The organism is Bacteroides graminisolvens DSM 19988 = JCM 15093 (assembly GCF_000428125.1).
Lineage (GTDB): Bacteria > Bacteroidota > Bacteroidia > Bacteroidales > Bacteroidaceae > Bacteroides > Bacteroides graminisolvens.
On the sequence record NZ_KE386627.1, the window covers coordinates 497,640 to 522,049 of the forward strand.

The 24,410-nt window shown below is 44.5% G+C and carries 20 protein-coding genes; 10 read left to right on the forward strand and 10 right to left on the reverse strand.

The features are described 5' to 3' along the window. Positions 1-47: 47 nt before the first annotated feature. Together C511_RS0114575 and C511_RS17335 are read right to left on the reverse strand one after the other, a co-directional pair. Positions 48-2,744 (reverse strand): alpha-d-galacturonidase, encoded by a 2,697-nt coding sequence (locus C511_RS0114575; RefSeq protein WP_024995722.1) that lies wholly within the window; start codon positions 2,742-2,744, stop codon positions 48-50. A 159-nt stretch (positions 2,745-2,903) separates the two neighbouring features. Then, positions 2,904-3,443, reverse strand: a complete 540-nt coding sequence (locus C511_RS17335; protein ID WP_027318336.1) for an outer membrane beta-barrel protein — start codon at positions 3,441-3,443, stop codon at positions 2,904-2,906. Between the two features lie 125 nt (positions 3,444-3,568). Between C511_RS17335 and C511_RS0114585 the strand changes: the two genes are divergently transcribed. Together C511_RS0114585 and C511_RS0114590 are read left to right on the forward strand one after the other, a co-directional pair. Next, complete coding sequence (locus C511_RS0114585; RefSeq protein WP_051260536.1) at positions 3,569-4,549, forward strand: YjgN family protein; 981 nt, start codon at positions 3,569-3,571, stop codon at positions 4,547-4,549. Further along, positions 4,549-5,610, forward strand: a complete 1,062-nt coding sequence (locus C511_RS0114590) for a M48 family metallopeptidase (RefSeq protein WP_024995725.1) — start codon at positions 4,549-4,551, stop codon at positions 5,608-5,610. Before C511_RS0114585 ends, C511_RS0114590 begins: the two co-directional genes overlap by 1 nt. 89 nt (positions 5,611-5,699) lie before the next feature. On the opposite strand, the gene C511_RS17340 is transcribed toward C511_RS0114590, so the two are convergent. Further along, positions 5,700-6,305: a DUF3226 domain-containing protein gene (locus tag C511_RS17340; protein WP_024995726.1), complete on the reverse strand. Its 606-nt coding sequence runs from the start codon at positions 6,303-6,305 to the stop codon at positions 5,700-5,702. After that, on the reverse strand, positions 6,302-7,432 hold the full coding sequence (locus C511_RS16985; RefSeq protein ID WP_024995727.1) for an AAA family ATPase: 1,131 nt from the start codon (positions 7,430-7,432) through the stop codon (positions 6,302-6,304). The genes C511_RS17340 and C511_RS16985 overlap by 4 nt, the downstream gene beginning before the upstream one ends. 299 nt (positions 7,433-7,731) lie before the next feature. Here C511_RS16985 and C511_RS0114605 point away from each other — a divergent pair, with 299 nt between their 5' ends. Together C511_RS0114605 and C511_RS0114610 are read left to right on the forward strand one after the other, a co-directional pair. Continuing rightward, positions 7,732-10,785, forward strand: a complete 3,054-nt coding sequence (locus C511_RS0114605; protein ID WP_051260537.1) for a SusC/RagA family TonB-linked outer membrane protein — start codon at positions 7,732-7,734, stop codon at positions 10,783-10,785. A gap of 46 nt (positions 10,786-10,831) precedes the next feature. After that, positions 10,832-12,538 carry a RagB/SusD family nutrient uptake outer membrane protein gene (locus C511_RS0114610; RefSeq protein ID WP_024995731.1) on the forward strand — a complete coding sequence of 569 codons (1,707 nt, stop codon included), beginning with the start codon at positions 10,832-10,834 and terminating at the stop codon, positions 12,536-12,538. Positions 12,539-12,605: 67 nt separating this feature from the next. Here C511_RS0114610 and C511_RS0114615 read toward each other — a convergent pair whose 3' ends face one another. From C511_RS0114615 to C511_RS0114625, 3 genes are read right to left on the reverse strand one after another with little or no spacing between them, the layout of a single operon-like run. Next, positions 12,606-13,049: an N-acetylmuramoyl-L-alanine amidase gene (locus C511_RS0114615; protein ID WP_024995732.1), complete on the reverse strand. Its 444-nt coding sequence runs from the start codon at positions 13,047-13,049 to the stop codon at positions 12,606-12,608. Between the two features lie 5 nt (positions 13,050-13,054). Then, a complete protein-coding gene (locus C511_RS0114620) occupies positions 13,055-13,327 on the reverse strand; it encodes a hypothetical protein (RefSeq protein ID WP_034782576.1) in 273 nt (90 codons plus the stop codon). Between the two features lie 30 nt (positions 13,328-13,357). Further along, positions 13,358-13,858 (reverse strand): HU family DNA-binding protein, encoded by a 501-nt coding sequence (locus C511_RS0114625; protein ID WP_024995734.1) that lies wholly within the window; start codon positions 13,856-13,858, stop codon positions 13,358-13,360. Positions 13,859-14,056: 198 nt separating this feature from the next. On the opposite strand from C511_RS0114625, the gene C511_RS0114630 reads away from it, so the two are divergent. Together C511_RS0114630 and C511_RS0114635 are read left to right on the forward strand one after the other, a co-directional pair. Next, a complete protein-coding gene (locus C511_RS0114630; RefSeq protein ID WP_034782579.1) occupies positions 14,057-14,293 on the forward strand; it encodes a DUF4248 domain-containing protein in 237 nt (78 codons plus the stop codon). Positions 14,294-14,485: 192 nt separating this feature from the next. After that, entirely contained in the window at positions 14,486-14,980 is a 495-nt protein-coding gene (locus C511_RS0114635; RefSeq protein WP_024995736.1) for a HEPN family nuclease, read from the forward strand. A 63-nt stretch (positions 14,981-15,043) separates the two neighbouring features. Here C511_RS0114635 and C511_RS0114640 read toward each other — a convergent pair whose 3' ends face one another. The 3 genes from C511_RS0114640 to C511_RS0114650 form a co-directional block, all read right to left on the reverse strand. Continuing rightward, the gene (locus C511_RS0114640) at positions 15,044-16,222 is read right to left on the reverse strand and encodes an ATP-binding protein (RefSeq protein WP_024995737.1); all 1,179 of its coding nucleotides are present in this window, start codon (positions 16,220-16,222) and stop codon (positions 15,044-15,046) included. 196 nt (positions 16,223-16,418) lie between these two features. After that, entirely contained in the window at positions 16,419-18,716 is a 2,298-nt protein-coding gene (locus C511_RS18375; protein ID WP_051260538.1) for a DnaB-like helicase C-terminal domain-containing protein, read from the reverse strand. Continuing rightward, positions 18,688-20,052 (reverse strand): DUF7833 domain-containing protein, encoded by a 1,365-nt coding sequence (locus tag C511_RS0114650; RefSeq protein ID WP_024995739.1) that lies wholly within the window; start codon positions 20,050-20,052, stop codon positions 18,688-18,690. The genes C511_RS18375 and C511_RS0114650 overlap by 29 nt, the downstream gene beginning before the upstream one ends. Before the next feature lie 130 nt (positions 20,053-20,182). Here C511_RS0114650 and C511_RS0114655 point away from each other — a divergent pair, with 130 nt between their 5' ends. The 4 genes from C511_RS0114655 (at position 20,183) to C511_RS0114675 (ending at position 24,393) form a co-directional block, all read left to right on the forward strand. Next, positions 20,183-20,575: a hypothetical protein gene (locus C511_RS0114655; protein ID WP_024995740.1), complete on the forward strand. Its 393-nt coding sequence runs from the start codon at positions 20,183-20,185 to the stop codon at positions 20,573-20,575. 170 nt (positions 20,576-20,745) lie between these two features. Continuing rightward, positions 20,746-21,642, forward strand: a complete 897-nt coding sequence (locus C511_RS16995) for a DUF2806 domain-containing protein (protein WP_024995741.1) — start codon at positions 20,746-20,748, stop codon at positions 21,640-21,642. A gap of 22 nt (positions 21,643-21,664) precedes the next feature. Next, entirely contained in the window at positions 21,665-22,489 is an 825-nt protein-coding gene (locus tag C511_RS0114665) for an AbiJ-NTD4 domain-containing protein (RefSeq protein ID WP_024995742.1), read from the forward strand. Positions 22,490-23,130: 641 nt separating this feature from the next. Continuing rightward, positions 23,131-24,393 (forward strand): ATP-binding protein, encoded by a 1,263-nt coding sequence (locus C511_RS0114675; RefSeq protein WP_024995744.1) that lies wholly within the window; start codon positions 23,131-23,133, stop codon positions 24,391-24,393. Positions 24,394-24,410 lie beyond the last annotated feature (17 nt).

Below are 24,410 nucleotides of genomic sequence, written 5' to 3' on the forward strand. Positions count from 1 at the left end.
AGGCACACCCTCCATTCCTCTCTATTTAGTTATAAAAACATCATATCCTAATAGAACAACCAGTCCATTGTTTCCTCTGCACCGGCCAGCGCAGCGTTGCGCGGCGTTATATCGGCACTGGTGAAACCAAACACCATCAAGTACCCTTTGGGCAGCAACAGCTTGTGTTTGCCGGCAGGGAAATGATACGCATGCACATCGGCCAGCGGCATGCCGTCAATGCGGATGGCATTGGTCAGCTTCGCTTCGGCCTGCCCGTATTCGTTGGCTGCCGCATCCGTTTCCAACTTCGGCGCTTTGGCATACTTCTTCTGGTCATCGCGGAAGTAACCCACCAACAGCTTCACCGGCTCTTTCGCCTCGAATTCGATGGTTGTACCCACCTCACGCTGCTTGTCGCCGTTGAACGTGAAAGCCTGCAAGCCCACCAACTCAGGAGCCAAGTCCTCTACAGCACCGGGAACGTTGCTGAACAGACGCACACCCTTGTCGAGCTTCACCAACGAAGTAGCACCGGCCAACTTCACATTGGCAGCAGGCAGTGCCTGAATGGTTTTTACTGTAGCTACCCCCTTGCCGTTGGCCCTGTCTTTCAACATTGCCAAATTGGCTTTAAAGTTAGTCAATTCCTTTTCATAATGTACCAACAACTCTTCCCAAGTTTTGTTTTTGCCATCGTCTCCACCAATGGGGATGCGACGTTGAGCCGTTTGCATGCTGTTGGCATAATAATAAGCATCCTTGGTCAGACTCACCAGCTTGCGGTAATGCTCCAAGCTCTGTTCCATCAACGGCACGGCAGCATCGAGGTTGGCCATGTCCTTACCCCACTGATAATCGAGTACCAGTTTAGCAGCCTTCACCTTGAGGTTGAAAGCATAGGCAAACTCACGGTAGCAATGCATGTCGTTGCGCAGACGGTCGAACTCATCCTTGTTCTTACCGATGCTTGCCGCAGCACGATCAATAGCCGCAATGGCCTTGTCGCCATGCTCTATAACCTGTGCCACTATATCCAGCGGAAGCTCACCCACGTGTGGTTGCTTCTTCCATTCCTTCTCAACAAATTCAATCAGCTTCTCACCTTCGGGACCGCAGCTCTCATAGAAGCCCGGATAGATGGTGTATTTATACGGATTCACCAGCTGACTCATGAACATACCCAGCAACAGCGTCTGGCGGTTACCCTCGGTGATACCGAAACGGCGAAGCAACTTCGGCGCAATTTCACCCGACTGCTCATAAGCCTCCAATATGTTAGCTGCTGTATTGCTATCAGCACCGTAATACTCACCCAGTTCCTTCTTCCAGTAATCAACCTCATCGGCACGGTCACGGCGGCAGTTCCACGCGTAGCGACCCCACACCTTGTACCAAATCCAGTCACGATCCAGCTGATACTGACGCTTACCGTCTTTCAGCTTATCGGCCGTGTAAGGCCAGTCCCAGTAAGAAGCTTGCGGATAGAGGTGAAGCGCGTTGGCACCGTGCACATCGTGCATGGCCTGCACAGCCTTCTGCGTAAAGTCGGGCGATCCCCAACGGAACGGCTCCAGATTAGCCAAAATGTGCACGTTACTGATGTGAATGCTACCCAGCGAGCTGAGATCCTTGTGAATTTGAGACCAAGGTCCGCGAGGCTCGTACGTAGTGAGCGACTCACCGTTGTACTTGTGCATGGTGTACAAGTTCTTATACAGAGGCAATGCCGCATCCATCACCCGTTTGCAGTCGGTGTCATGTGCACGCAACAACACAGGAGGTTCATCGGTACGGCCCAATGCTTTGAGTCCGTCTTTCACACCCGGAATAATGGTTTTGGTAAACCACTCCACATCATCTTCATACGTATCCATGGCTTCACCCAGACACACCAACAAGCCCACGTTGGGGTACTTTTCGATGAATGCCGCAACCGACTTACGGGTGTAGTCGCTGATGAGCGGCGTGATGGGACGGTTACGATCCTGCGTTTTCAGTCCGTAATGATCGGCAAACGGTTTCGACAGGAGAATATTGTAGAACATCTGAATCACAAAGATACCGCGCTTGTCGGCCTCCTTGGTCAGGAACGAGAAGATCTCTTCGTTCTTTTTGAAGGTAGCCTCATCGACCTCTAGTGCAAACGGATACTCCTTGAGCTTCACCAGCGAAGCAAACGGGTGACCGTTCCACAAATATAGCGTGTTCATGCGGTTTTCCACCAACATGTCGAGGTACTTAATCCACTGCTCTTTGTCGTAAAACCAAGGGAAGTTCTCGGGCGTGTACGGATACTCGTACACATTGTGTCCCGGTAGGTAAGTCGTTTTCTGCAAGCCCACACATGCACCGCGCAACACCATTTCGGGAGCATCGGTTACCTGTTTGGGGAAATCGAGATTTTTGTTGCCGTTTACATGGTCAATCAGTTCGCGGCAGGCATAAATAACCCCGTTGCCATCAAAGCCGGTCAGCTCGGTAAGCTCGCCGGTTGTTTTTATACTGAAACCTTCTTTCTTCAGGTTTGCCTCATCATTCTTTTGATGAATAAAAATAGTTTTTCCCTTTACCTTTCCGGCAGATGCGGCTGTGTGCATCCGGACGTTGTATCCGGCTTCTTCGAGCGTAGTTTTGAGCTGTTCCGCGCCAAACTGCGCACGCACCGATGCATCGGGAGGAGTGATAATGTTTACAGTTGTTTTGCCGCATGCACAAAGTAAAAACACGCATGCGCCCAACAAGAGCCTTCTTAGGTTCGCCATTTCGTTATTGTTTAGATAATTAATGTTTCAGCTAAGAAGACGCAAAGAATGGTGCGTTGTACTCAATGTTTGCGGAGTTAAAATGGAAAAGTGGGGAGCTGTATTGCACAAGCCCCCCACTTTATCTATATCAAATTAATGTAGCTTTTATTTTGACCGCTAGAAGTTATACTGCAAACCTAGTTGCGCTACACTGGGAATCGCAAATTGGGTATTAGTTGTTTTATAGCCCTTACGACTTAACTTTTGATACGAAAAAATAGATGTTCTTCCTAAAAACTCAAGTTTATCGGTGAGATTCACTCTAAACCCAGGATTTACAGAAAAACCAAATCCATCAGCCGATATATCAGTAGTGTTATTGGTATATTTCTGATAACAAGGACTCAGGTCAACAAAGAATTTCATAGACCTCACATTGGCAAATGTAGTTCTGAAATACGGACTAACATCCCAAGTAGTGTAATCATCTTCCTCTCCCGGTACGGTGTACTTAACCCCTACAGCAACACCTACTGCAAAGACATTACTGATATTATATCCCATTTCGGGAACTATACCATACGTGGCCAGCGTACTGTGTTCACCTTGAAACCTGACAGTGTTTGTAGATACACCAACCGAACCGCCCAAATAAAACTGAGCACTAGCTGCCAATGCAAAAGTCAACATGGCAGTAACCATTAAGATCTTTTTCATAATATAAACTGTTTATTCGACGCAAAATTAATATTAATTCAGAATGACACAAAAAAAAACAAATAATTCCTGGTTCGTAATTAAATATTTTTGCCATATTTGCAAAAACTATTAAAATCATTTTTATGGAAGAAAACACTACTATTGCAGAGAACACACAACCATCTGTTACTAACTACTCACTAAATTTTCATGGAAAAGGAGGAGAATATTTCAGTATCGTCATTGTCAACTGGCTCCTCACAGTTATTACAATCGGCCTGTATTACCCTTGGGCCAAAGCACGGCAACTACAATACCTGTATGGTGCCACCGAACTGGAAGGCGATCGCTTCACGTTTCACGGCACCGGTAAGGAAATGTTCAAAGGATTCATCAAAGCTATTTTGATTTTTGCCATCATCTACGGCGGGTTCTTTGCCCTGGCAGCAGCCGAGATGCCCATCTGGGCAGTTGTGTACCTCTACGCGGGACTCATCGCACTGATACCGCTGGCCATACACGGTTCTTACCGCTACCGCATGTCGCGCACCTCGTGGAGGGGCATCCGCTTCGGTTATCGCGGGCAGAAAACAGAATTGATTCTCAACATGGCAAAATGGTTATTCCTTACCCTCATCACATTTGGAATTTACGGTGCTTGGATGGAGATGAACATGCGCAAATACGTATTGGAAAATGTACGCATGGGCAATGCCCGCTTTTTATACAAAGGCGAAGGCCTTGATTATTTTTTGCTCAATATTATAGGATACTTTCTTTCTATAATCACACTGGGCATTTACATACCCTGGTGGTTGAATAAGCTTTTCGCCTACTATGTTGACAACTTGGTGCTGTACAAAGATGATAAACCTATGCGCATGAAATCTACCGCAACAGGTGGTGGTTTCTGGGGACTTTTCATTGTTAACCTGTTCATTCTCATCTTTACGCTCGGGCTGGGTTATGCCTTTGTGGTAACCCGCACCATGAATTACCTCGTTCAACACATTGAATTGGAGGGTGAGATTGACTTATCAGAGCTTCAGCAAACGGAAGATGCCTACACCGATGCAACGGGTGAGGATCTTTCGGATATGCTCGACATTGACTTTGTATTCTGATGATTGAAACCACAGCAACATACTTCGACGGCATCTCTTCCGTTGCGCATCCGGTAACCGTGATGCTCAACGAAGCAGATGCCTCGTTGCAGTTTACCACCCACACGGGTAAGAAAGAATGGCGCATAGCGCTGGTTACCTACCACACCGTGGGCAACATGACCGAGCTGCACTGCCAGAATTCCATCATGGAGATTTTACAGGTACGTGACACCGCTTTTGTGAAGGCGCTGAAGCGTTTACGCCGGCGCTACGGACACAGTGACATCTACCACCGCCTTATCGATCTGGGTTGGAAGATACACTGCCTCATTGCAGTGGGAATCATTGCCCTGATTATCGTGTGCAATATTTTTGTACTGCCGTGGATGGCCGAGAAAACCGTGAACATGCTACCCGAAAGTTATGACAACCGCCTGGGCGACATGTACATCATGAAGTACATCAGTCCGGAAGAGGTTGACAGCGTAAAGACCGTACAGCTACAGCAGTTTGCCGCACTGATGAATTTCGGCAACAGCCGCCCGCTGCGCTTTACCTTGGTCAACTCCAGTGTGGTGAATGCCTACGCGCTGCCCAACGGTGAAATTGTGGTGTACTCCGGATTGCTTGATGCCATGGACAGCTACGAGGAACTGGCCGGTGTACTGGCACACGAAGCCATGCACGTAAACCACCGCCACTCCATGAAGATGCTGGCGCGCGACCTATCGGGCTACCTCTTCCTCTCCGCCGTGCTGAGTGATGTGAACGGCATCATGGGCGTCATCAGCCAGAACGTGCACACACTAAGCAGCCTCACTTACTCACGCGAGTTTGAAACCGAGGCCGACCGTGGTGCTGTGGAGCTACTCATTGCCAACCACATTGACCCCAACGGCATGACCAAGCTCTTGCTGCATTTGCAGAAGGAATCATCGGGTTTCATGCCCCAGATACTGAGCACGCACCCGCTTACCGCTCACCGCATAACCAAGGTAGAGGAACTGAAAAAGGAGCTCTCCTATCAACCCAAAGAACAACCCTGGATGAAGAAGATTTTTGAGACCCTTAAAAAATAAAGGATACATTTTAAACAATAAAAGCAGCGAACCCACCTTAACCGGTCAGTTTCGCTGCTTTTGTTATATTGAATAGTATGTGGTAACGCTTACTCCAAATTTGAAGAAAGAAAGTCTTTCAAGGGTGTTAAGTAGTCAACATCTAAATTCCACAAATCTGTTTGGTTAAAACGCCAATCGCCTTTTTTGAACATTTTTATATATTTCGGATCTGTTTGTGTACTGACATAAGCATACATTTTAGCCTTCTGATCAGGAGATATATACTTAGGATTATTCCGGCCTCTTATACAGCTTTCGTAACCCTCAAAACATTCCAGCAAACCTTTGTGCTCTTCTGTTGCAAGATGCTCCAAAAGATGCTCAAATGTTCCGTCATCTTTATTATTGGGGAAAAGAAACAATTCAAAGTCTACTCCCTTCTCCGCTTTTACACTCAACAGTTCAGCTTTTCTCTTCTCAAATCCACCCTCTTTGGGAAAGTCAGCATCAAAAATCACTAAATTCTTTATGCCATTATCTGTATTTCTTTGCATCTGAACAGCAAACTGATCTAAGTTTGTATATCCACCTGTTCCGACTATTTCTATTTCTTTTGAATCACCGGCATAAACCAGTTTAGCCATGTGACGAACAAAATGCCCTTCATTTGTAGTTTCCTTATCACTCTCAATAAAGATGCAAACCTTACTCATCTAATATCCTCCCCTTTATTGATCAAAAACTCAAAATTATCGGCACTGTAACGATAACCTTTTATTTCATTTGTTTGGGTTCTTTGCAAGTAATAACAAGCCACCTTGTCTTGCATTTCTTCTATTGGATAGTCATTGATCAATTCAGACAGGCTTCGAAGCGTGTCCATACTGTGAGTCGTTGCAAACACTTGTACATTTAGTTTCGTTGAAAGATCATTTATGACCTTCCATAGTTGATACTGAACAGAGTAATGCAATCCATTCTCAAATTCGTCAATCAATAAAACTCCGTTTTCGCAATTCAACATGGCCAATATAATAGTCAGAATTCGATTGATACCATCACCCATTGCGCTAAGCCGATATCGTTTTGAAGAATTATTAAAGACTACAAACGGCACACGTTCATCCGATTGGCCGGGTGCCTTGTCATCTTTTAAGAAATTGATATTTTCAATTTGCGGTTCAATAATTTGGAGAGCCTTAATAATATACTTTTCATTCGGAGTTAGCGCTATCTTATCATACAATTTGGGGTTCTTATCTCCCATGATTTGATTCGTGCGCACGTATTCAAAAGCGTTCGATCCCTCAGCCGGATTTCTTTTGCGTTCCCCGTTAAACATATAAAACGTTTTACGTTCGTCATAGTTCAACAACAACCCAATGTGTATATCGGGATTTTCAAACATCGCCTCATTATTATCTTCCAGCAATTTATACGGTCTTTCAAAACCTTGCGAATCTGTTTCTAGACTCTTGATATACCCGGCTAAGCGCATAGAAAATTTTGTTTTACGACCGGATAACTTCTCGTTAGCAGATATTTCAATGGGATGATTTAAAAAATCCGGTACATTCCATTGATGGTACAAAGAAAGAAATCGTTCCATCTCTTTTTCAGCCGATTTCTCAACCGAAGACGAAAAGCCAACACCTTCTCCCCGACTTGCCAACACAGCTTTTACTTGCTCCAAATCTCCGTTTGACGCAAATATAGATACTGCCTCAAGCAGAGCAGATTTACCCACGTTGTTTTTTCCAACAATCAAATTGATGTTGGCCAAATCATTCAATGTCAGGTGCTCAAAATTCTTGTACTTCTTGACTTCTAACGATTTCATTTTGCTTCCTCTTAGTTATAGATAACAAAAATAGTATTTTAATCTGATAGATTGCTAAGTCGCCTTCAATTATCTAACAAAAAAAGCAGCGAAACCACCTTAACCGGTCAGTTTCGCTGCTTTTTTGTTATATAAAAAGTAAAACTCAAACTAAAAAATTTAAATAATATACCATAAAAAAGGTATTAAATATAACTCATTAACGGTATTGTAGTGCCTAAAACAAGCCTCTATCTTTGCATTATCAAAATTAGCAGATAAAAATACACCGTCATTTCACAAACTTAAATACCTATAAAATGAAACATTTGATTATTCTTATTACTATCTTATTATCTGGCACAACCATTGGGGCTATACATGCACAGTCTGTAATCAAAGGCTATGTTATAGATGAAAAAACCGGTGAACCGATAACAGGAGCCACATTAGTAGAAAAGAACACAACAAACGGCACACTCACCGGCATCAATGGTGAGTTTTCATTCAAGCTTCAAGGACAACTTCCCGCTACATTGCAAGTTAGTTTTGTGGGTTATCGCAGCAAAGAAGCGATTGTATCATCAGCCAATAAAAGTATTCAAGTGTTATTGAGTGAAGACGCCCAACTGCTCAACGAAGTCGTTGTGGTGGGCTACGGCACCCAGCGTCGCAAAGAGCTTACCGGTTCGGTGTCATCGGTACACCAATCGGTACTTGAGCAACCCACTCTATCTGTTGACGGACTGCTGGCAGGCGCCATACCGGGTGTGCAGGTTACACAAAACTCAGGGCAGCCGGGTGAAGGATCTACCATCCGCATTCGTGGAGGAAACTCTGTATACGCCAGCAACGAACCCCTTTATGTGATTGACGGATTTATTCATTTCAGTGAGCGAGGAGCCACTACCGCCGGAGCCGGTAACATTGAAGGACAACTTAACCCTTTGGCAGGCATTAACCCGCAAGATATAGAAAGCATTGAGGTACTCAAAGACGTGTCGGCCAAAGCCATTTATGGTAGCCGTGGTTCAAACGGTGTGGTACTTGTTACCACCAAGAAAGGAAAAAGAGGCAAGAACACGGTACATTACCAATACACCCTGGGGATAGACATCAATGCCAAAAAGCTAAAGCTACTCAATGCTAAAGAGTTTCGCACCATAGATCGCGACGGATTATTCAACAGTGGTGCATGGGGCACATTCGACAGTGAGCGTGCCGGCAAAGGTATTGCTGCCGATACTGATACCGACTGGCAAGATGCTGTTCTGCAAACCGGTACGCGACAAACGCATGACATCTCTATTAGTGGTGGTGATGATCGTACACGTTACGCCCTATCGGGCAGTTTTACCGACCAGAAAGGTCTTGTTATTGGCACCGGTTTCAAGCGTAGCAGCATCCGACTTAATTTGGACCGCCAGTTGTCAGACAACCTAACCGTAGGTGTTACGGCCACCGCAGCACGCAATAACCAAGATGCACTGAATGCCATGACCGCCAGCGACTGGGGTGCAGGCTCATCGAGCCCGTTCAAAAGCGGCATTACGAACTCACTGGTATATGCGCTCTTTATGCCTCCGGTTCTTCCTGTTAAGCTAGAGAATGGTAACTACAATCACTACAACCCTTTCGAGATGAGTGAACTAAACTACTATGGCACTGCTGCTAACCCCGTAGCCGACCTCAACCAAATGAAGGGAGAAACTATCGGATCTACATTATTGGGTAATTTCTATGCCACCTACAATGTGCCGCAAGTCAAAGGCTTATCGCTGCGACTAAGTGCCGGTACTGATGTGAACTATATTACCCAGAACTTCTTTGCACCTCCCAGCAGTTCCCTGGGCATCAATGAAGACATACAAGGTAGAGGCTCTATCGGCAACAGACGCACAGACGTGCAGCAAGGCGACCTGCTGGTTACCTATACCCGCCAACTGGGGAAAGATCACTTCATCGACCTCCTGGGCGGATACACCCAACAGAAAACCACCACCACACTAGCTTTAACCAATGTCGTTAAACTGGAGAATTTCGACAACATCGGATTTAGCAGCCCAACCGAACGTGACGTTACCTCTCGAAAAGAAACGGGTAGTTTACACTCACTAATCACACGCGTTAACTACACGCTGAAAAACCGATATAACCTCACCGGTACCTTTCGTGCCGACAAATCGTCGCGTTTCTCTGCTCGCCATTCATGGGGATACTTTCCATCGGTGGGTGTGTCATGGAACGTGAGTGATGAAGAGTTCTTCAAGAGCAAAAACACATTCAAAGTACGCGCCACTTTCGGTTCGGCAGGTAATCAGGAGATCGGGTTCAGCGACTTTGCCGCACTTCTTAATGCCGGACGCTATGGCAACGAACAAGCTGTTATATACAGTAACTCCGGCAATGACAACCTGAAGTGGGAAACCACCACCGAGTGGAATTTAGGTATTGACGCCGGACTCTTCGGTGACCGTTTCACGTTGACCGCCGACATCTATCACAAGAAAACCAACGACCTGCTGCTTAAACGCATCGTTCCGCTAAGTCAGAACAACGACGAACAAGTGTTTAACATTGGTAACGTGACCAATAAAGGAGTAGAATTGTCGATTTCGGGAGACGTCATTCGCAGCAAAAACACGGTGTGGACCTTTTCAGCCAACTTTGCCAAGAACATCAATACCGTGACCGATATGGGTGATTGGGACAAGAACCTTACCAAAGGACTTCTGCAGGCAGATTACGGCCAGATACTCCGTGTAGGCGAATCAGTGGGCTCATTCTACGGATACATTTACGACGGAGTGAATCCCGAAACCGGTAAAATCATATTGCGTGACATTGATGGAGACGGAGAGATTAACCCCAACGATGACCGTACCATTATCGGCTCCACTCAGCCCGACTTTATTTACGGCATTTCAAGCTCACTCACCCTGGGAAGATGGGACTTTTTCGTCTCCCTGCAAGGTTCACAAGGCAATGAAGTGTATAACAAACTACGCCGTCATCTGGTAGAGAGCGAAGGAGCCAGCCGCGGACGCAACCGTTCGGCCGAGCTACTTAACGCCTGGACTACCACCAACCATACCTCCACCCCCGCTCTAGGCGAAGTTGTTTCATCTACCTATGTCTATAGCCGCTTTATTGAAGATGGTTCCTTTCTCAAATTACGTAACCTGTCAGCAGGCTACACCCTCCCCGTGCGCTGCGGACAACAAGCATTCAAGTTGCGCCTCTTCGCCTCCGCACAAAACCTGCTCACCATCACCCGCTACAAAGGTTACGACCCCGAAGTAAGCGGCGGTGTTGACACAGGCATGTACCCCATGGCACGTAGTTTCTCGGGAGGATTCGGACTTACATTCTAAGCATAAGTTTTCAATTTCTATAGTTTTTAATTTAAAATTTCAAGCAATGAAAAAGCTTCTTTTGAGGGGCCTTCTGGCCCTATCTGTATCCTCATTTATTGTAGGATGTTCAGATAACAACAGTGATCCAAGTACCGATCCGGGTAGTACAGACAACATTCCCGTGCCTACTTCCACCAGCGAAGCCACAGCACTGGTCAACGCACAGTACGGCCCCCTACAGACCTTAAGCTCGTCATACAGCTTCTTGCTCGACAGCTCTACTGAAACCACTGTCTGTTTCGAAGATGCCGGCGATGAGCCCGGAGGCGGCGGATCGTATATCTCTCAGTTAAAAACCCGTAAAGACCTTTGGTACCCGGTCAAGGTATTCAACAGACTCTACCAAAGTATTGCGGCTGCCAACACCGCCATTGCAAAGATTAGCGAAGCCAGTGAAGGAAACGTACCGGGCAAAAACGACCTCATAGGGCGTGCCAAATTCATACGTGGTTACAATTATTTTCAATTGGTACAATTCTTCGGTGAAGTACCCATCATTACTACTGCCATTAACCCGAGTACCGAAGAAAAAACGGTTCGTCGCAGCATCGACGACGTGTATGCTCAAGCCGTGAAAGATTTGACCGAAGCCCGCGCCGCACTTAGCCAAGATTACGGAAAAGATGGGAACGGACGCCGTGCAGACATCCCATCCAAACACGCAGTTGACGCTGTATTGGCTAAACTCTATCTCACCTGGGGTGCTAAGCCCTTAAGCCAAGCCGAGGTGGAAGCGATCAAAACCTCAAGAGTAGACCCAATTAAACCGGCCGTTGACGCTGCCAAATACGCCAAAGCCATTGAATATGCCAATGCTGTGTTAAATAGTGGAAACTATCAGTTGCAGGATAACTTCAATGACATTTGGGGAGTGGATAAAGAGAATAATTCCGAAGTCATCTTCTCCATTCAGCATTTTGGTGACGGACAAGGCGATGCGCAAGGCAATCACCAAACACACTGCGGATACACTTGGCCGGGTGACGAGCGTGCAGAGCCACACATCCAATACGCTGACATATCACTAGAGAACTTATTGCCCGATAATGACACCCGTAAAACCGTGTCGTACGTGAAGTACGTTGATCAATCGGCTGTAGGTAAAGGTATCGACACGCTGACTTGGCCTCTCTCCATTGTTCGTCCGGGCAAATGGATACACGCCAGCAAAAGAGAGAACGGCATCATTTACGCCTTGTCAAGCCAACCCAACAGCATTGACCACATCGACTTCCGTTTGGCCGAAATCTACCTCATCAAGGCAGAAGCACAATGGTACACCAACACGGGCGACAAAGGATTGGCTGCCATCAATGCTTTACGCAACAGAGCCGGAGGAGAAAGTTATAAGCTGACAAAAATAACCGAAGAGGCCATTTGGGAAGAGTGGAGCAACGAGCTGGCCTTTGAACAGAAACACTGGCTCAATTTGGTACGCTGGCGCACATTAATAAGCTCTATCCTCACCAAAGTGCCTCAATATGTGTACTATAATGACAACTACGGCAGTGCTCACAGAGAGCATTTCGGCAGCGTAAAATATAACAATATACCGGCTGACCCAACTCGAGTAGATTTTTACAACCGCATACACAAACACCTACATGCCAAGGTGGATAATATTAACGGTCGTTTCTATCGTTTCCCTATTCCACCTGCTGAGGACCAAACCACCGATTTGGGGATAACACCTCAAAATCCGGGTTTCTAAATCACTCTATATCTTTCAATCAACAAAGGGCTGTCTTGTTACGGACAGCCCTTTCTTATTGGCTCAACTAGCACCGTTCGTCGTTGACTGAATAACTAGGACACTCCTTCATCCATTCGTGCGGTTCAATGCGGCCGTTGCCGTTCAGGTCCGGACTCAAGTCCCGATGACCACACACCACACTACCCGGATAATCACGCTGCAACTCGTGCAGCAGAGTCGTAAGCGACTCCTTCTGAGCAGCCGTGCGCGTGTCTTTGGCACGACCCTCGGCATCCAGTCCGCCTTCGTAGCAAACACCAATGCTGGCCGTGTTGTGCCCTCGGGCATGTGCTCCCGGAAGCTCCACCGCACGCGTGTTTACAATGCGACCGTCTTTGCGGATGTAAAAGTGGTAGCCCGCACCCTGAAAACCACGTGCCCGGTGAGCGGCATCCAAATCCTGTTCCGTGAAATCACGATCCTCACGCGTGGCAGAGCAGTGCACCACAATCAGGTTGATGGCTCGCATACCCCCTACTGTCTGGATAAACATTCGCGAACGGTACATTGCTCGCTCAGTGAACGGGCCAGTTGTTCCTTCAGACCAAACATCTCAGTGTGCATCTCCTTTACCCGTGCGCTCAGCTCAAAGTAATCTTTCAGCACCTTTTCGAGCTGGGTTACCAGGAACTCGTACTGACCGGTTATCAGGTCACTGAATTCCTTCACTTCCTTGGCGTTCTTCTTTTTGAAGAACGGCAGGAGTGCCAAAAGGCACTCCAGTAATTGTTCTACAATCTTCTTCATTATGATTCATTGTTAACGTTAAAACTCAGCTTATCCGTTTGGATCATCTTCATCACCGCCCGGATTGGTGGGGTCAGGTGGCGTTGTGCCGCCCGTTCCTGCAGTGCCGGAGTCAATCACAAAGTCGATGTTGTTATCACCGCTTCGGGTGGTAGCGGTAGAGCTGTTGGCCAACCGCAAACCGTTGTCGACCATGAAGCGGAGGTTCACCTTGGCGATGTTCTTCACCACGCAATCTTTCTCCGTCTCTACCCCGGGACATTTCAAGGTGATGTAAAACGTGCCCAGTCCGTCAACCTTCACCCGGTTGCCCTCCACGAGCACCTTCTTCATGCGTCGCACAAAGGCCTTCATCACGTGGGTTACGTCTTCCTGCGAGAGCGAACCGATGGTTTCGATGTCGCTGGCAATCATCTCGATGGTGTGAACCTTGGATGTGCCAGGCTTTTGTTTCAACACATAGATGTTTGGCGAGCTGGCATCGCCAATGCGTTTTTTGCGCTGATAGCGCACTACACTTACTGACATAATTTTTTGTTTTAAGATTAATACTACATCGGCGAAGGTAGTGCATGGAGCTGGTGCCGTATGAGATAGCATGAGTTAGACTGATTTACAGTGTGTTATCTTCCGTTATCTTCGTTTACAGTGCCTTTTTGCATGGAAAAAATGGGCAGCTAGTTTGTTTTCATAGAGTATTTTTTGTACATTTACAGGAAAATAAAGAAGATGATAACCACTACTGAAGAACCCGCATTTCTTATCCGCAGCTACGGCAAAGGCGAGCTGGCGGCTCTGTACCTGCCACACCTGCATCCGCGCAGTGCGCTGGCCTCGTTTAACGATTGGATCGGTCGGTTTCCCGGACTGGGCACCGCCCTGCAACAAGCGGGACTGGCTGCCAATGCCCGCCGATATACGCCCGCTCAGGTGAAGCTGATTGTTGGGGCGTTGGGGGAGCCTTGAGGAGAGGCTGATTTATTCATTAACATTTATTAGGTCGATAATTTAGTCGATTTTTTCGACCTAATAGATGTTAAGCAAGTTGTTGGAGAGAGGTTATTTATTTCAAATAAAATTCTTTTTCCATAAAACACTTGTACCCACTATCCATTTATGAATATATTTGCCTAAATATTAATCTTAATTTTTAATTATATGAGCTTTTTTAAAGAGCAAGAATTTCAATTCATTGAGAGAACCAAGAGTTTATTAGAACAATATGATAAGCTTGAGGTAGTACCTAACCAAGAAGAAAAATATGAGGTTACACTACTTCTAAACTGCTGCGTAGGACTTTTAATCCTACCACAAAGTAAATGGCATGTCAGAATTCCGCAAGAAGAAATCAGTTCAGTACAATGGGGTATAGATCCTTCCAAGATATCTATATGCAAAAGTAAAAGTTTAGTTGATGAGCCCAAAAACCTACAAAATGTAACCCGTCATTTGAGAAACTCTATTGCTCATCATAACTTTACGATATTAAAAAATGAAAACGAAGAAATAGGTAGTATTGAATTCAAAGACTTTCCCCCTCGTACTAAAAGCACCAAAACTTTTGAACTAACTATCGAAATAAAGCCATTAAAAAAGTTCTTATTAAAGTTTTCAGAAGAAATGATTCGTATAATGGAAGCAGCAAAAAGATGAATGAACTTCATAATTGCCATACATCCTTTTCAAATCATAGCATCCACCCTTTTTCTGCGGATGCTATGATTTACATTTCAAACCCAATGTTTGTGCAAACTGATAAAAGCAAAACACCTCTCCTTGAGAAGTTTTCATGTTCTTATCTCCAGTGTAGATAGCAAAACATTGTTCAGGCGTTGCACCTGATAATTTTGCCCACTTGGAGATTCCTTTGAAAAAATCGGAGGAGTATGTCGCTCCCGATTTAATTTCATAGGCGTATTGTTTACCTTCCATTGTGCGTAACAAATCAACTTCATTTCCTGTGCTATCTCTCCAAAAAGTTAGATTTGGCTCTTCACCTTTATTGTATGCCTCTTTGATAAACTCATTAATCACAAGGTTTTCAAATAAGCCACCACGTAAGAAGTGCGTGGAAACTTGTTCAGGGCTTCGGATATCTAAAAGTGAGCAGGCTAATCCTGTATCGTAAAAATATAGCTTTGGAGTTTTTACCAACCGTTTGGCATAGTTATTATGGTCTGGTTTGAGCAAGTAACAAATATAACTTGCCTCCAAAATCGAAATCCACGTGGAAATCGTTGAAACTGCAATGCCACACTCATTCGCCAATGATGACAGATTTAGAAGTTGACCAATGCGTCCGGCACAGAGTTTTATGAATCGAATAAATTTACTTAAATCACCAATGTTTTTCATCAAACGCACGTCTCTTTCAACGTAAGTCTGAATATAATATGGGTAGTAGTCTACCGGGGCAATATCTTTGTCGTAAATACGAGGGTAGGCACCTTTGAATATCTCTTCATCGACTGCTGTTGGAAGGATGTTACCCAAACTCATCTCATGGTGAGAAAATGGAAGTAGCTTTAGCACGGCTGTCCTCCCTGCTAAAGATTGATTTACATTCTCCATAAGAAGAAAGTTATGCGAGCCTGCAAGCATATACATTCCCTCCTTATTTTCTTTATCCGAGTGAGTCTGAATATATGAAAATAGAGACGGAACGCGTTGTACCTCATCTATAATAGTCTTGTCCGGATAGGTTGCAAGAAATCCTCTCGGATCATCGGTTGCAAACAATCTCATATCAGGGTCTTCAAGTGATACATACTGATAGTCAGGAAATGATGCCTTCAATAACGTAGATTTGCCCGACTGTCTTGGACCGGTTACGGTCACAATAGGGTACTTTGCTGCCATCTCTAACAGCTTAGTTTTTAATATTCTTTCTATCATACGCATCTTGTTTTTTGCAAATTTACGATTGAAAACTAAATTTGCAAGGTTAATGCGATATTATTTTTGTAAACTAGGTGATTAAGCAGCACTCATTATAGTCAGCATCAGTATAGATCAACTTCGATTTTCAAGTTAGATATAACATTACGGATCCCTACAAAAGTAGGAAAAACAGTTGAACTGAAAACAATGTTTATTCATTTCCTTCCCAAAATAATTCTTGATCTTCCTCTTTGGGCAGCCAACAATCGGTGTTAAACTTTACGTTAGTGACGCGCATCTCCGGGCTACCGGCCGTGGGGTCTTCATCGCACAGGCTGTAGCGGCCGTTGGTTGGGTTGAACACCAGCGGCACCATGCCGGGCTGACCGAGGTTGCGGAACTTCACCTTCTCCACGTAGATGTGCACCACATCGGGCATGCGCTCCACCACCAAGCCGAAGTCGCACTTGTTGAAGAAGGCGGCCGAGCCGTTGATGTCGTACAGCGTGGGGCGATCGGGGCTGCCCGTGCGGGCATCGCGGTTCATCTTGCGGGGGTGCGCCACCAGAATTACGAGGCAGTCGTTGAGCACGGCAAAGTTGGTGAGCTTGTCAAGAAAGTTGTCGATGTACTGCGTTTCGCTCATGCCGGGCGGAATCTGGTGCTCCATGCGGTTGTAGGGGTCGATCACGAGGATGCGGATGCCTTTGCGACGCACCAGCTGACGGGCTTTCTCGAGTACCGTATCTACACAGAAATCGGCTTTGGGAATGATGTGACACACGTTGTTGCCCATGAAGTTTTGCACCCTGCGATACAGCTCGGGACCGGTGCACTGGGGCGAGAAGCGCTTGCCGCTCACCTTCTCGAACAGCTTGCGGAGGTGGTACACCAGCGGCACGTTTTCGGGACTGAAGTAACCAATTTTCCAACTGTGATGCAGGCAGAGACGAAGCACCATTTCATCAACAAACTCGGATTTTCCTTGTCCCGGTACACCCGTCACCACACAAAGGCGCTTGGTTTCGAAAGTGATGAAGTTGTCGAGTGCCGTGAGTCCGGTAGGCGCACCCTGCTCAAATCCGTTGTTAAAAAATGCCAGCAGCTCATCACTCACATCGTGTGCGGTGTACACATCTTCGAGAGGCACCTCGGGGGCATCCTCCAAAGCCTGTGCCAGCGAATCGACACCAAACTTCAGCAGGTGCTCGTTGGCATCCTTGCAGCCCTCGCCAAAGTTGACAATGCGACATCGTTCCAACCCCAACCGACGCAAAAGTTCCTGTTGCAGCTGTCGGCCTTTTTCATCGGCATCCACAGCCAGGAAAATCACCTCCTTGTCTTCGAAATGCGTCTCCACAAAACGATCCAGCCACGTGAGGTTGCTGCCGGCACCGTTGGGCACGCTCACCACATCCGTGCGGTCGATGGCGAGGAACGAGAGCAGGTCGATTTCGCCTTCGGTGATGATGCACTGCGGGGTGCCCGCGATGCCGTCGATGTTGTACGGAATGAGTTCGGCACCGGTGATCAGTTTGAAATTCTTGCGCCCGTCGCGATATTTGGTGTTAATCAGCTCGTTTTCTTCAAAATAATTGAAACAGATGCAGTTCTCTTTCTTGCCCGTTTGCGGCATGAGTTCCTGCGAACTGCTGATTTTCATGTAAGCCACCGCCTGGGCAGGAATGCCCCGATCGTGCATCAGCCAGTGAAGGGCGGCATCTCTTGCTGCATCGGGGTTAGCGGGTGTTTCCGCCCCATTGGGAGGCGCAGCATCGGTAGCCTGAGTCACCGCAAAGGGTGGAGTTAACGGGGCGTTCACAGGGGCTTCATCGGTTGCATGACCGGAAACGGGCAGCGCTCCGAAGTTAGCGGGTGCCACTGCCTCATTGAGAAGCCCTGTAACAGTACCTTCAGCCACCTCAAAAGGCGGAGTAAGCGGGGCTTTCGGGGCGACTTCATCCGTAGCCTTGGCAGCCACGAGCAGCGTTCCGGGAATGGGTCTGCTGGTAAACGTGGGTTGCTTCTTCGGCACCCTATTGGCAGGGGGCGGCACTTGCCCACCCCACGGGCTCTTAGGCACACGACTTGCACCGCTGTTGTAACCGTAAGTATTGTTAATTTTGAAACGGTTACTGAAATCTTCCGCCTTGCCACTGGTGCCACAATAATGGCAATGATACAGCCCTGTACCGAGATTTACACTGAGCGATTTGTCGCGTTTATTCGTCCGCCTGTCATGGCAAAACGGACATTTTACTTTCATTTTTCCGCTTGTGCGGCCATTTACATCAATTCCGAGTTTACTAAAGTCAAACATAATTACTGTATTAAAATTTAAATTCACAAAGGTTTGAGCGATGTTTTCGCCCATGCTGCCCATTGCCCCGAGCAATTTGAAATCTGCCCCGAGCAATGGAAGCAATTGCCCCGAGCAGTTGGGTGGATTGCCCCGAGCAATTTGTTGTCGTGCAGGCAAGCTAATATTCCCAGCAGAGCTTTCTTTCATCCCACACCGAAGTCACGGCCGGACGAGGCGGCGCTCCCTCGGGAATGGTCAATCCGCAGTACGTTCGCTGTCCGTCGACCAGCTGCTCAAAGCGGTAAACATCCGTGGCAGCGGCCTTTTCAATCACCTCTCGCAAGTGCTTGTTCGTGATGCTGCCCTGACGAATGTAGTTGCTGAAGTACGACTTCACATCGCGCAGCGAACAGATCGTAACCTCCGTTCCCTGCCTGAGTACGTGCTCCCTGAATGTCTTGGAAATAACTTCCAGATACGGCAGGAAAGCACCACCCAAACCCGAATGCATCGCCTGAAGCTCCAGCCACGAACGCTCCCCTAGCGCTTCGTTCAGCCAACCCTCCCAAGAAGAAGATTGGCTGCCGCTGCTGCTGCTTTCTTTTTCAGAAGCGGTAGCTTCTTTTTCTTTTCTCTTAATTTCTACTATCCTTTTCTCTACTATTCTATCCTCTTCTAGAGATGCCTTTGCAACACGCTCATTATCAGCTAGTTGCAAAGGCGTATTTTCGACGTTTTTTGCACTGTTTTTTTCGTTTGTTTCTGTTTTTTGTGCAGCAGAAAACGATGAATTTGTGTTGTTGTTAACGGGTTCTTGGGGCATCGTTTTTTCGGTTGGCGGAACTGTTTTTTCAGTTGGCGAAACCGATTCTTGTGTTGTTGGCTGAACCGTTTCGTTAGTTGGCGGAAGAGCCGTTTCTTCAGTTTGAGGAACAGCCTTGCTGGTTGGTGCAACGGTTTCACGGGTTTGAGGAACGGCTTCATAAGTTGGTGGAACCATTTGTTGAGTTGGCGAAACAGTTTCGCAGGTTGGTTGAGAAGCCGTTTCCCCGTTTGGTGAAACAGCCTCGCTGGTTTCCGAAAAGCAGTCAGCCTCACCCACCGGTTTTGCAACAACGGGGCGAACGGGGTTAGATGACCCACGTGTTCTCCGGCTTGCTGTTGGCGGGGTACCATTGCCCGCTTGTTGGGCAGCCAATTTGAGGGCTTCTTTTTCCGCTTTGGCATCACGTGCCTTTCTCTTATTTTCCAACGGCTTCATTCGTTGCTGCAAGCCCTGAGAGGTGAAGCGTCCGTCGTCCGTCAGTACAAATAAGCCGTAATTACAAACTATTTCTTCCACCCATTGAGTGAATTTGCCCAATTGTTTGGCCAAAGATGGTAACAAAGACAGTGGCATGTAGTAATCGCTTTGCTCGCGAAGATATTCCAACAGCACCCAGTAGGCTCCGTAGCCTTCCAAACCTTTGTCGGCAGTAAGGGAAAGCATCTTGGCATTGTTACGCGCGCAGCAATCGTGAAGGAAATATTGACTATTTTTCATGTTTAAAGGATTTAATTATTTTCATTGGCGCAAAGAAAAGAAGTTATTTTCATATAAGTGCCGGACAAAAGTCCGGCACTTATCATTTTTTAAAAAATTATTTTTGCAGCAAACAACCAATTATATAATAATGACTAACAGAAAAAAGAACAAGAAACAAGATCTCGAGACTAGGCTTTATAACAACACGGTAAATGTAGCATTGTACCTAATATATAGGCTTTCAAAACACGCTTCACTCTCCATGCGCGAGATAGAACTAAGGTGCGGAACTAGTAGTAAATCAATACGCAAAACCCAGAAAGGAGTATCTCCCAGCCTCAAAACTATTCATAAAAATATAAATTGCTGCCTCAGTGAAATGAAATACGACTTCATTTTACACAAATTGGCACGCATTATTTCAAAAGTAATCAGCGAGGATAAAAATCTCGTTTTCATGGTGGTAGATGATGATGAGCTGGAAAAATATCCGGAGTCGCAAATCATTTTGAAAAAGAAGAGGAAAAGAAGGAGGAGATAAAATGTATTGCGTAAGAAAAAGATTCTTTAATTATATTATCATTCATATTTTTTATACCTTTGAGGAAACAATTATGATGAGCAAAAAGAATATACAGTTTCAATACATCAGCTCACAAAAAAGATTCACCAAGATTAGAATAATTTATTAATAATAAATCTAAATACTACATGGGAAGTTTAGTAGACGTAAGTATTAACACCAACGGTATAGCCAAACTGGGAGAATTAATCTTAAACGCAGCAGGTATAACAGCTGCCGGCATAAAGAGAAACGCAGATGCTGAATGCTACAAGCGTCTATTAATGGCTAAAGCTGAAAACACAATAAAACAAGGAGATGATAATGCAATTGATAGATTTATATATGCCCAAGCACATAAAAAATTAGATAACATCTTGCAGGTATCACAAAAGGCATTCAATGAATTCACTGATCAAGAAGAGGTTAGTTCTGAGAAAGTTGATCAAGACTGGGCCACTCGTTTCTTTAATATTGTTGAAGATATTTCAGATGAAGAGATGCAAAATTTGTGGGCGAAAATTTTAGCGGGCGAAATAAAACAGCCTAAATCATTTTCTCTCAGAACGCTAGAAGTATTAAGGAATATTTCTAAAGAAGAAGCAGAAGCTTTTATCAGAAATGCACCTTATTGTATTGATGACTGTTTATGTGCTGAAGATAGAATGATCACAATTACAGATTATTTACTACTCATCGATGCAGGTTTAATTGCGCCTCATGAAGAACTCGCAATCAATCCTGAAACCAATAAAGAAGAAAAATCTTATTCATTTAGATTAGGAGATAAAGCAATAAAGATAGAAGGGAATAAAAATACAATAATGCAAAGAGGTATCAAAATATACTCATTGACAAAAGCTGGAAATGAGTTAATCAAATTGTCAAATATTGAACCTAGTCAAAAATGCATTGATATTATTGTAAATATATACCGAAGCAACGGAGCCACAAGAATCACCGAACATAAAATCACAGCTATTAAAGGAAATGATTTTGATTTTGACGATAAACCAATAAAAGTTCACTTTGATAGTTCTTTGTAATAACATTAATCATCATAATATTATGGCACTATTTTCAGAAAGAAACGGGTATGTAAAAGTATCCGACGTAATAATCAAGGAAACCATCACTCCCGAAATAGAGAATGCGATCATCAATAAGTTAGAAGCTTGGAATGAGAATATATCTGGTAGAGTATTTCCCAATCCTTTCATTGAAATAGAAAGAGCAATATGGACGTACTATTTAAATAAAATTACAACAGACTTCCTTTATGATTATGGAGAAGAAACAATATTATCAGAGATTTATATCAAAGAAAAGAAAAATGAATGGTATAGAAAATTAGATTACTTAGAATTTTTTATTAGTACAGCAAATATTGTAGCTAAGGAATATACAAAGAGTTTATGCGATGGTATTAACCATGAATTTGAACGCCTTAATTATGCTTATAGGATTGTTGAGAACAAGATTATACCACTAACCTCAGAAGAAGAGATTAAAGCTATCGAAGTTGCATTAACCAATGAAAATGATAGTGTACGTTTCCATCTAAACAAAGCTTTGGAACTATTAGCTCAAAGGCCGGAAGGTGACTATCGCAACTCCATTAAAGAATCTATATCAGCTGTAGAGGCATTTATACGTGAAACAACAGGAGAAAAAGATCTAAAATTTAATATGTTAGCCCAAAAAGGCATAGAATTACCATCAGTGCTTAGACAAGCATTCGAAAAACTATACGGATACACCTGTGATAAAACAACCGGAATTCGGCATGCTCTTATGGATGATACGCACGTACCCGGAGCTGCTGAAGCTACGTTTATGATTATATCGTGTAGCGCTTTCATTAATTACTTAACTGCTAAAAAGAATAAATAGACAAAGACACAGCATTGAACATGTTGTCAATGTACGTCACTAACTCCGTGAGCAAAGGTTGGTGGAAACACATCAATATAATATTGCAACCAAATTTGTAGAATAGGATCAAGATAATACTATCTGAATGAAAATAGTTATCAACACAATTGCTGTTATTGTTCTTAGCGTGCAGTTCTTTTCCTTTGTTTTTAATGCTTTAAATCAGAAGAAACCGGAAAGTACCTTAGATTCTCTATGTAATTATTTCAACGTCACAGCGTTGCTATGTTCACTATTATCGGTTGTCATTTTTATTGCTCTTTATAATTTCAACTCCAAATTTCTAAAAAAGAAATTGCTAAATTATATCATGCTAATCATTGTTTTGCTTGGAATATATGTACATATAACACAGGTATTTGTGCTAAATGACTTCGTGTTGACATCATGTGTATTGTTGCTCTTTGATTATTATATCATGCGCAACATACTAAAGTCCTTTTCCATAGGGTAAACGACTCTTTAAGATAAGACATATCTACTTTAGATATAGAAAAACTTTTATTCTGCTTACAAAACAAAAAATTCCTATTTTTGTTTTGTAGATAAAATAAAAGCATGCTATATTTGCGCTATTGACAGAATAAAAACAGGAAGATATGGATAAAAATATTCTGAAAACGGTTATCGCTGACAATCAGCTGGAAGTCCCAAAATATAAGGTAATCTCACGGGATTTCACTTTTGAGGAGTTTGGGAACTACGTCTTTGTTGGTATCCGGCGAGCAGGAAAATCGTATCTCTTATACCAACGGATGCAACAGTTACTTGCACAAGGCGTACAGTGGGATGAAATGCTTTATATCAATTTTGAAGATGAACGCCTTACTGGAATGAAAGCGGAGGTTTTGAATCTACTATTAGAAGTTCATTTAGAAATGTACGGCAAGAGACCTATCCTGTTTTTGGATGAGGTGCAAAACGTTCCCGGATGGGAAAAATTTGCCCGTCGTATGGCTGATACTAGACATCGAGTTTATATCACTGGAAGCAATGCTAAAATGTTAAGCCAGGATATACAAACAACTTTGGGAGGGCGTTATATTCCTATTGATGTTTATCCGTATTCTTTCAAAGAGTTTTTGACGGCAAACAATGTTCCGGCAACAACAAAGCATCTCCTATCTACGGAAGGCAAAGCCGAAATATTACGAAAGTTCAACGATTATTTCTACTTTGGTGGATTCCCGGAAGGAGCAGAATTTGCCACAAAACGGGATTACCTGACTAGTGTTTATCAGAAAATCTATCTGGGAGATATTGCGGCTCGTCATACGGTAGATAACACCTTTGCATTGCGCATTATGTTCAAGAAACTGGCGGAAAGCGTAAAACAACCATTGTCCTTTACCCGTATAGCGAATATCGTATCTTCGACCGGAGCAAAGGTAGGAACGCAGACCGTTATTAATTATATGGAATACGCCAAAGATGCCTGGCTTATCAACCCTGTGCAAAATATAGCGGGGAAATTGGTCGATAAGGAAACTTCACCAAAGTACTATTTCACGGATAACGGCATTCTGAACCTCTTTTTATTGGATGGAAACACTTCCTTGTTGGAGAACATGGTAGCTGTAAACCTACTTCGTAAATATGGACGAAATGATGCTGTTTATTTCTATAATCAAAGTATTGAAGTTGACTTCTACATTCCCGATGATTACACAGCCATTCAGGTATGTTACAATCTCGACAATAACGATGGAACGTTTGACAGGGAAGTAAAAGCCTTACTGAAAATTACCGAAGTATTGGAATGCAAGAAACTGCTGATTATTACTCGTGATACAGAGCGCGTGCTAGAAATAAACGGTAAAACAATTGAGGTCATTCCGGTATGGAAATGGCTGTTATGCTAATTATATTGTGATATTTA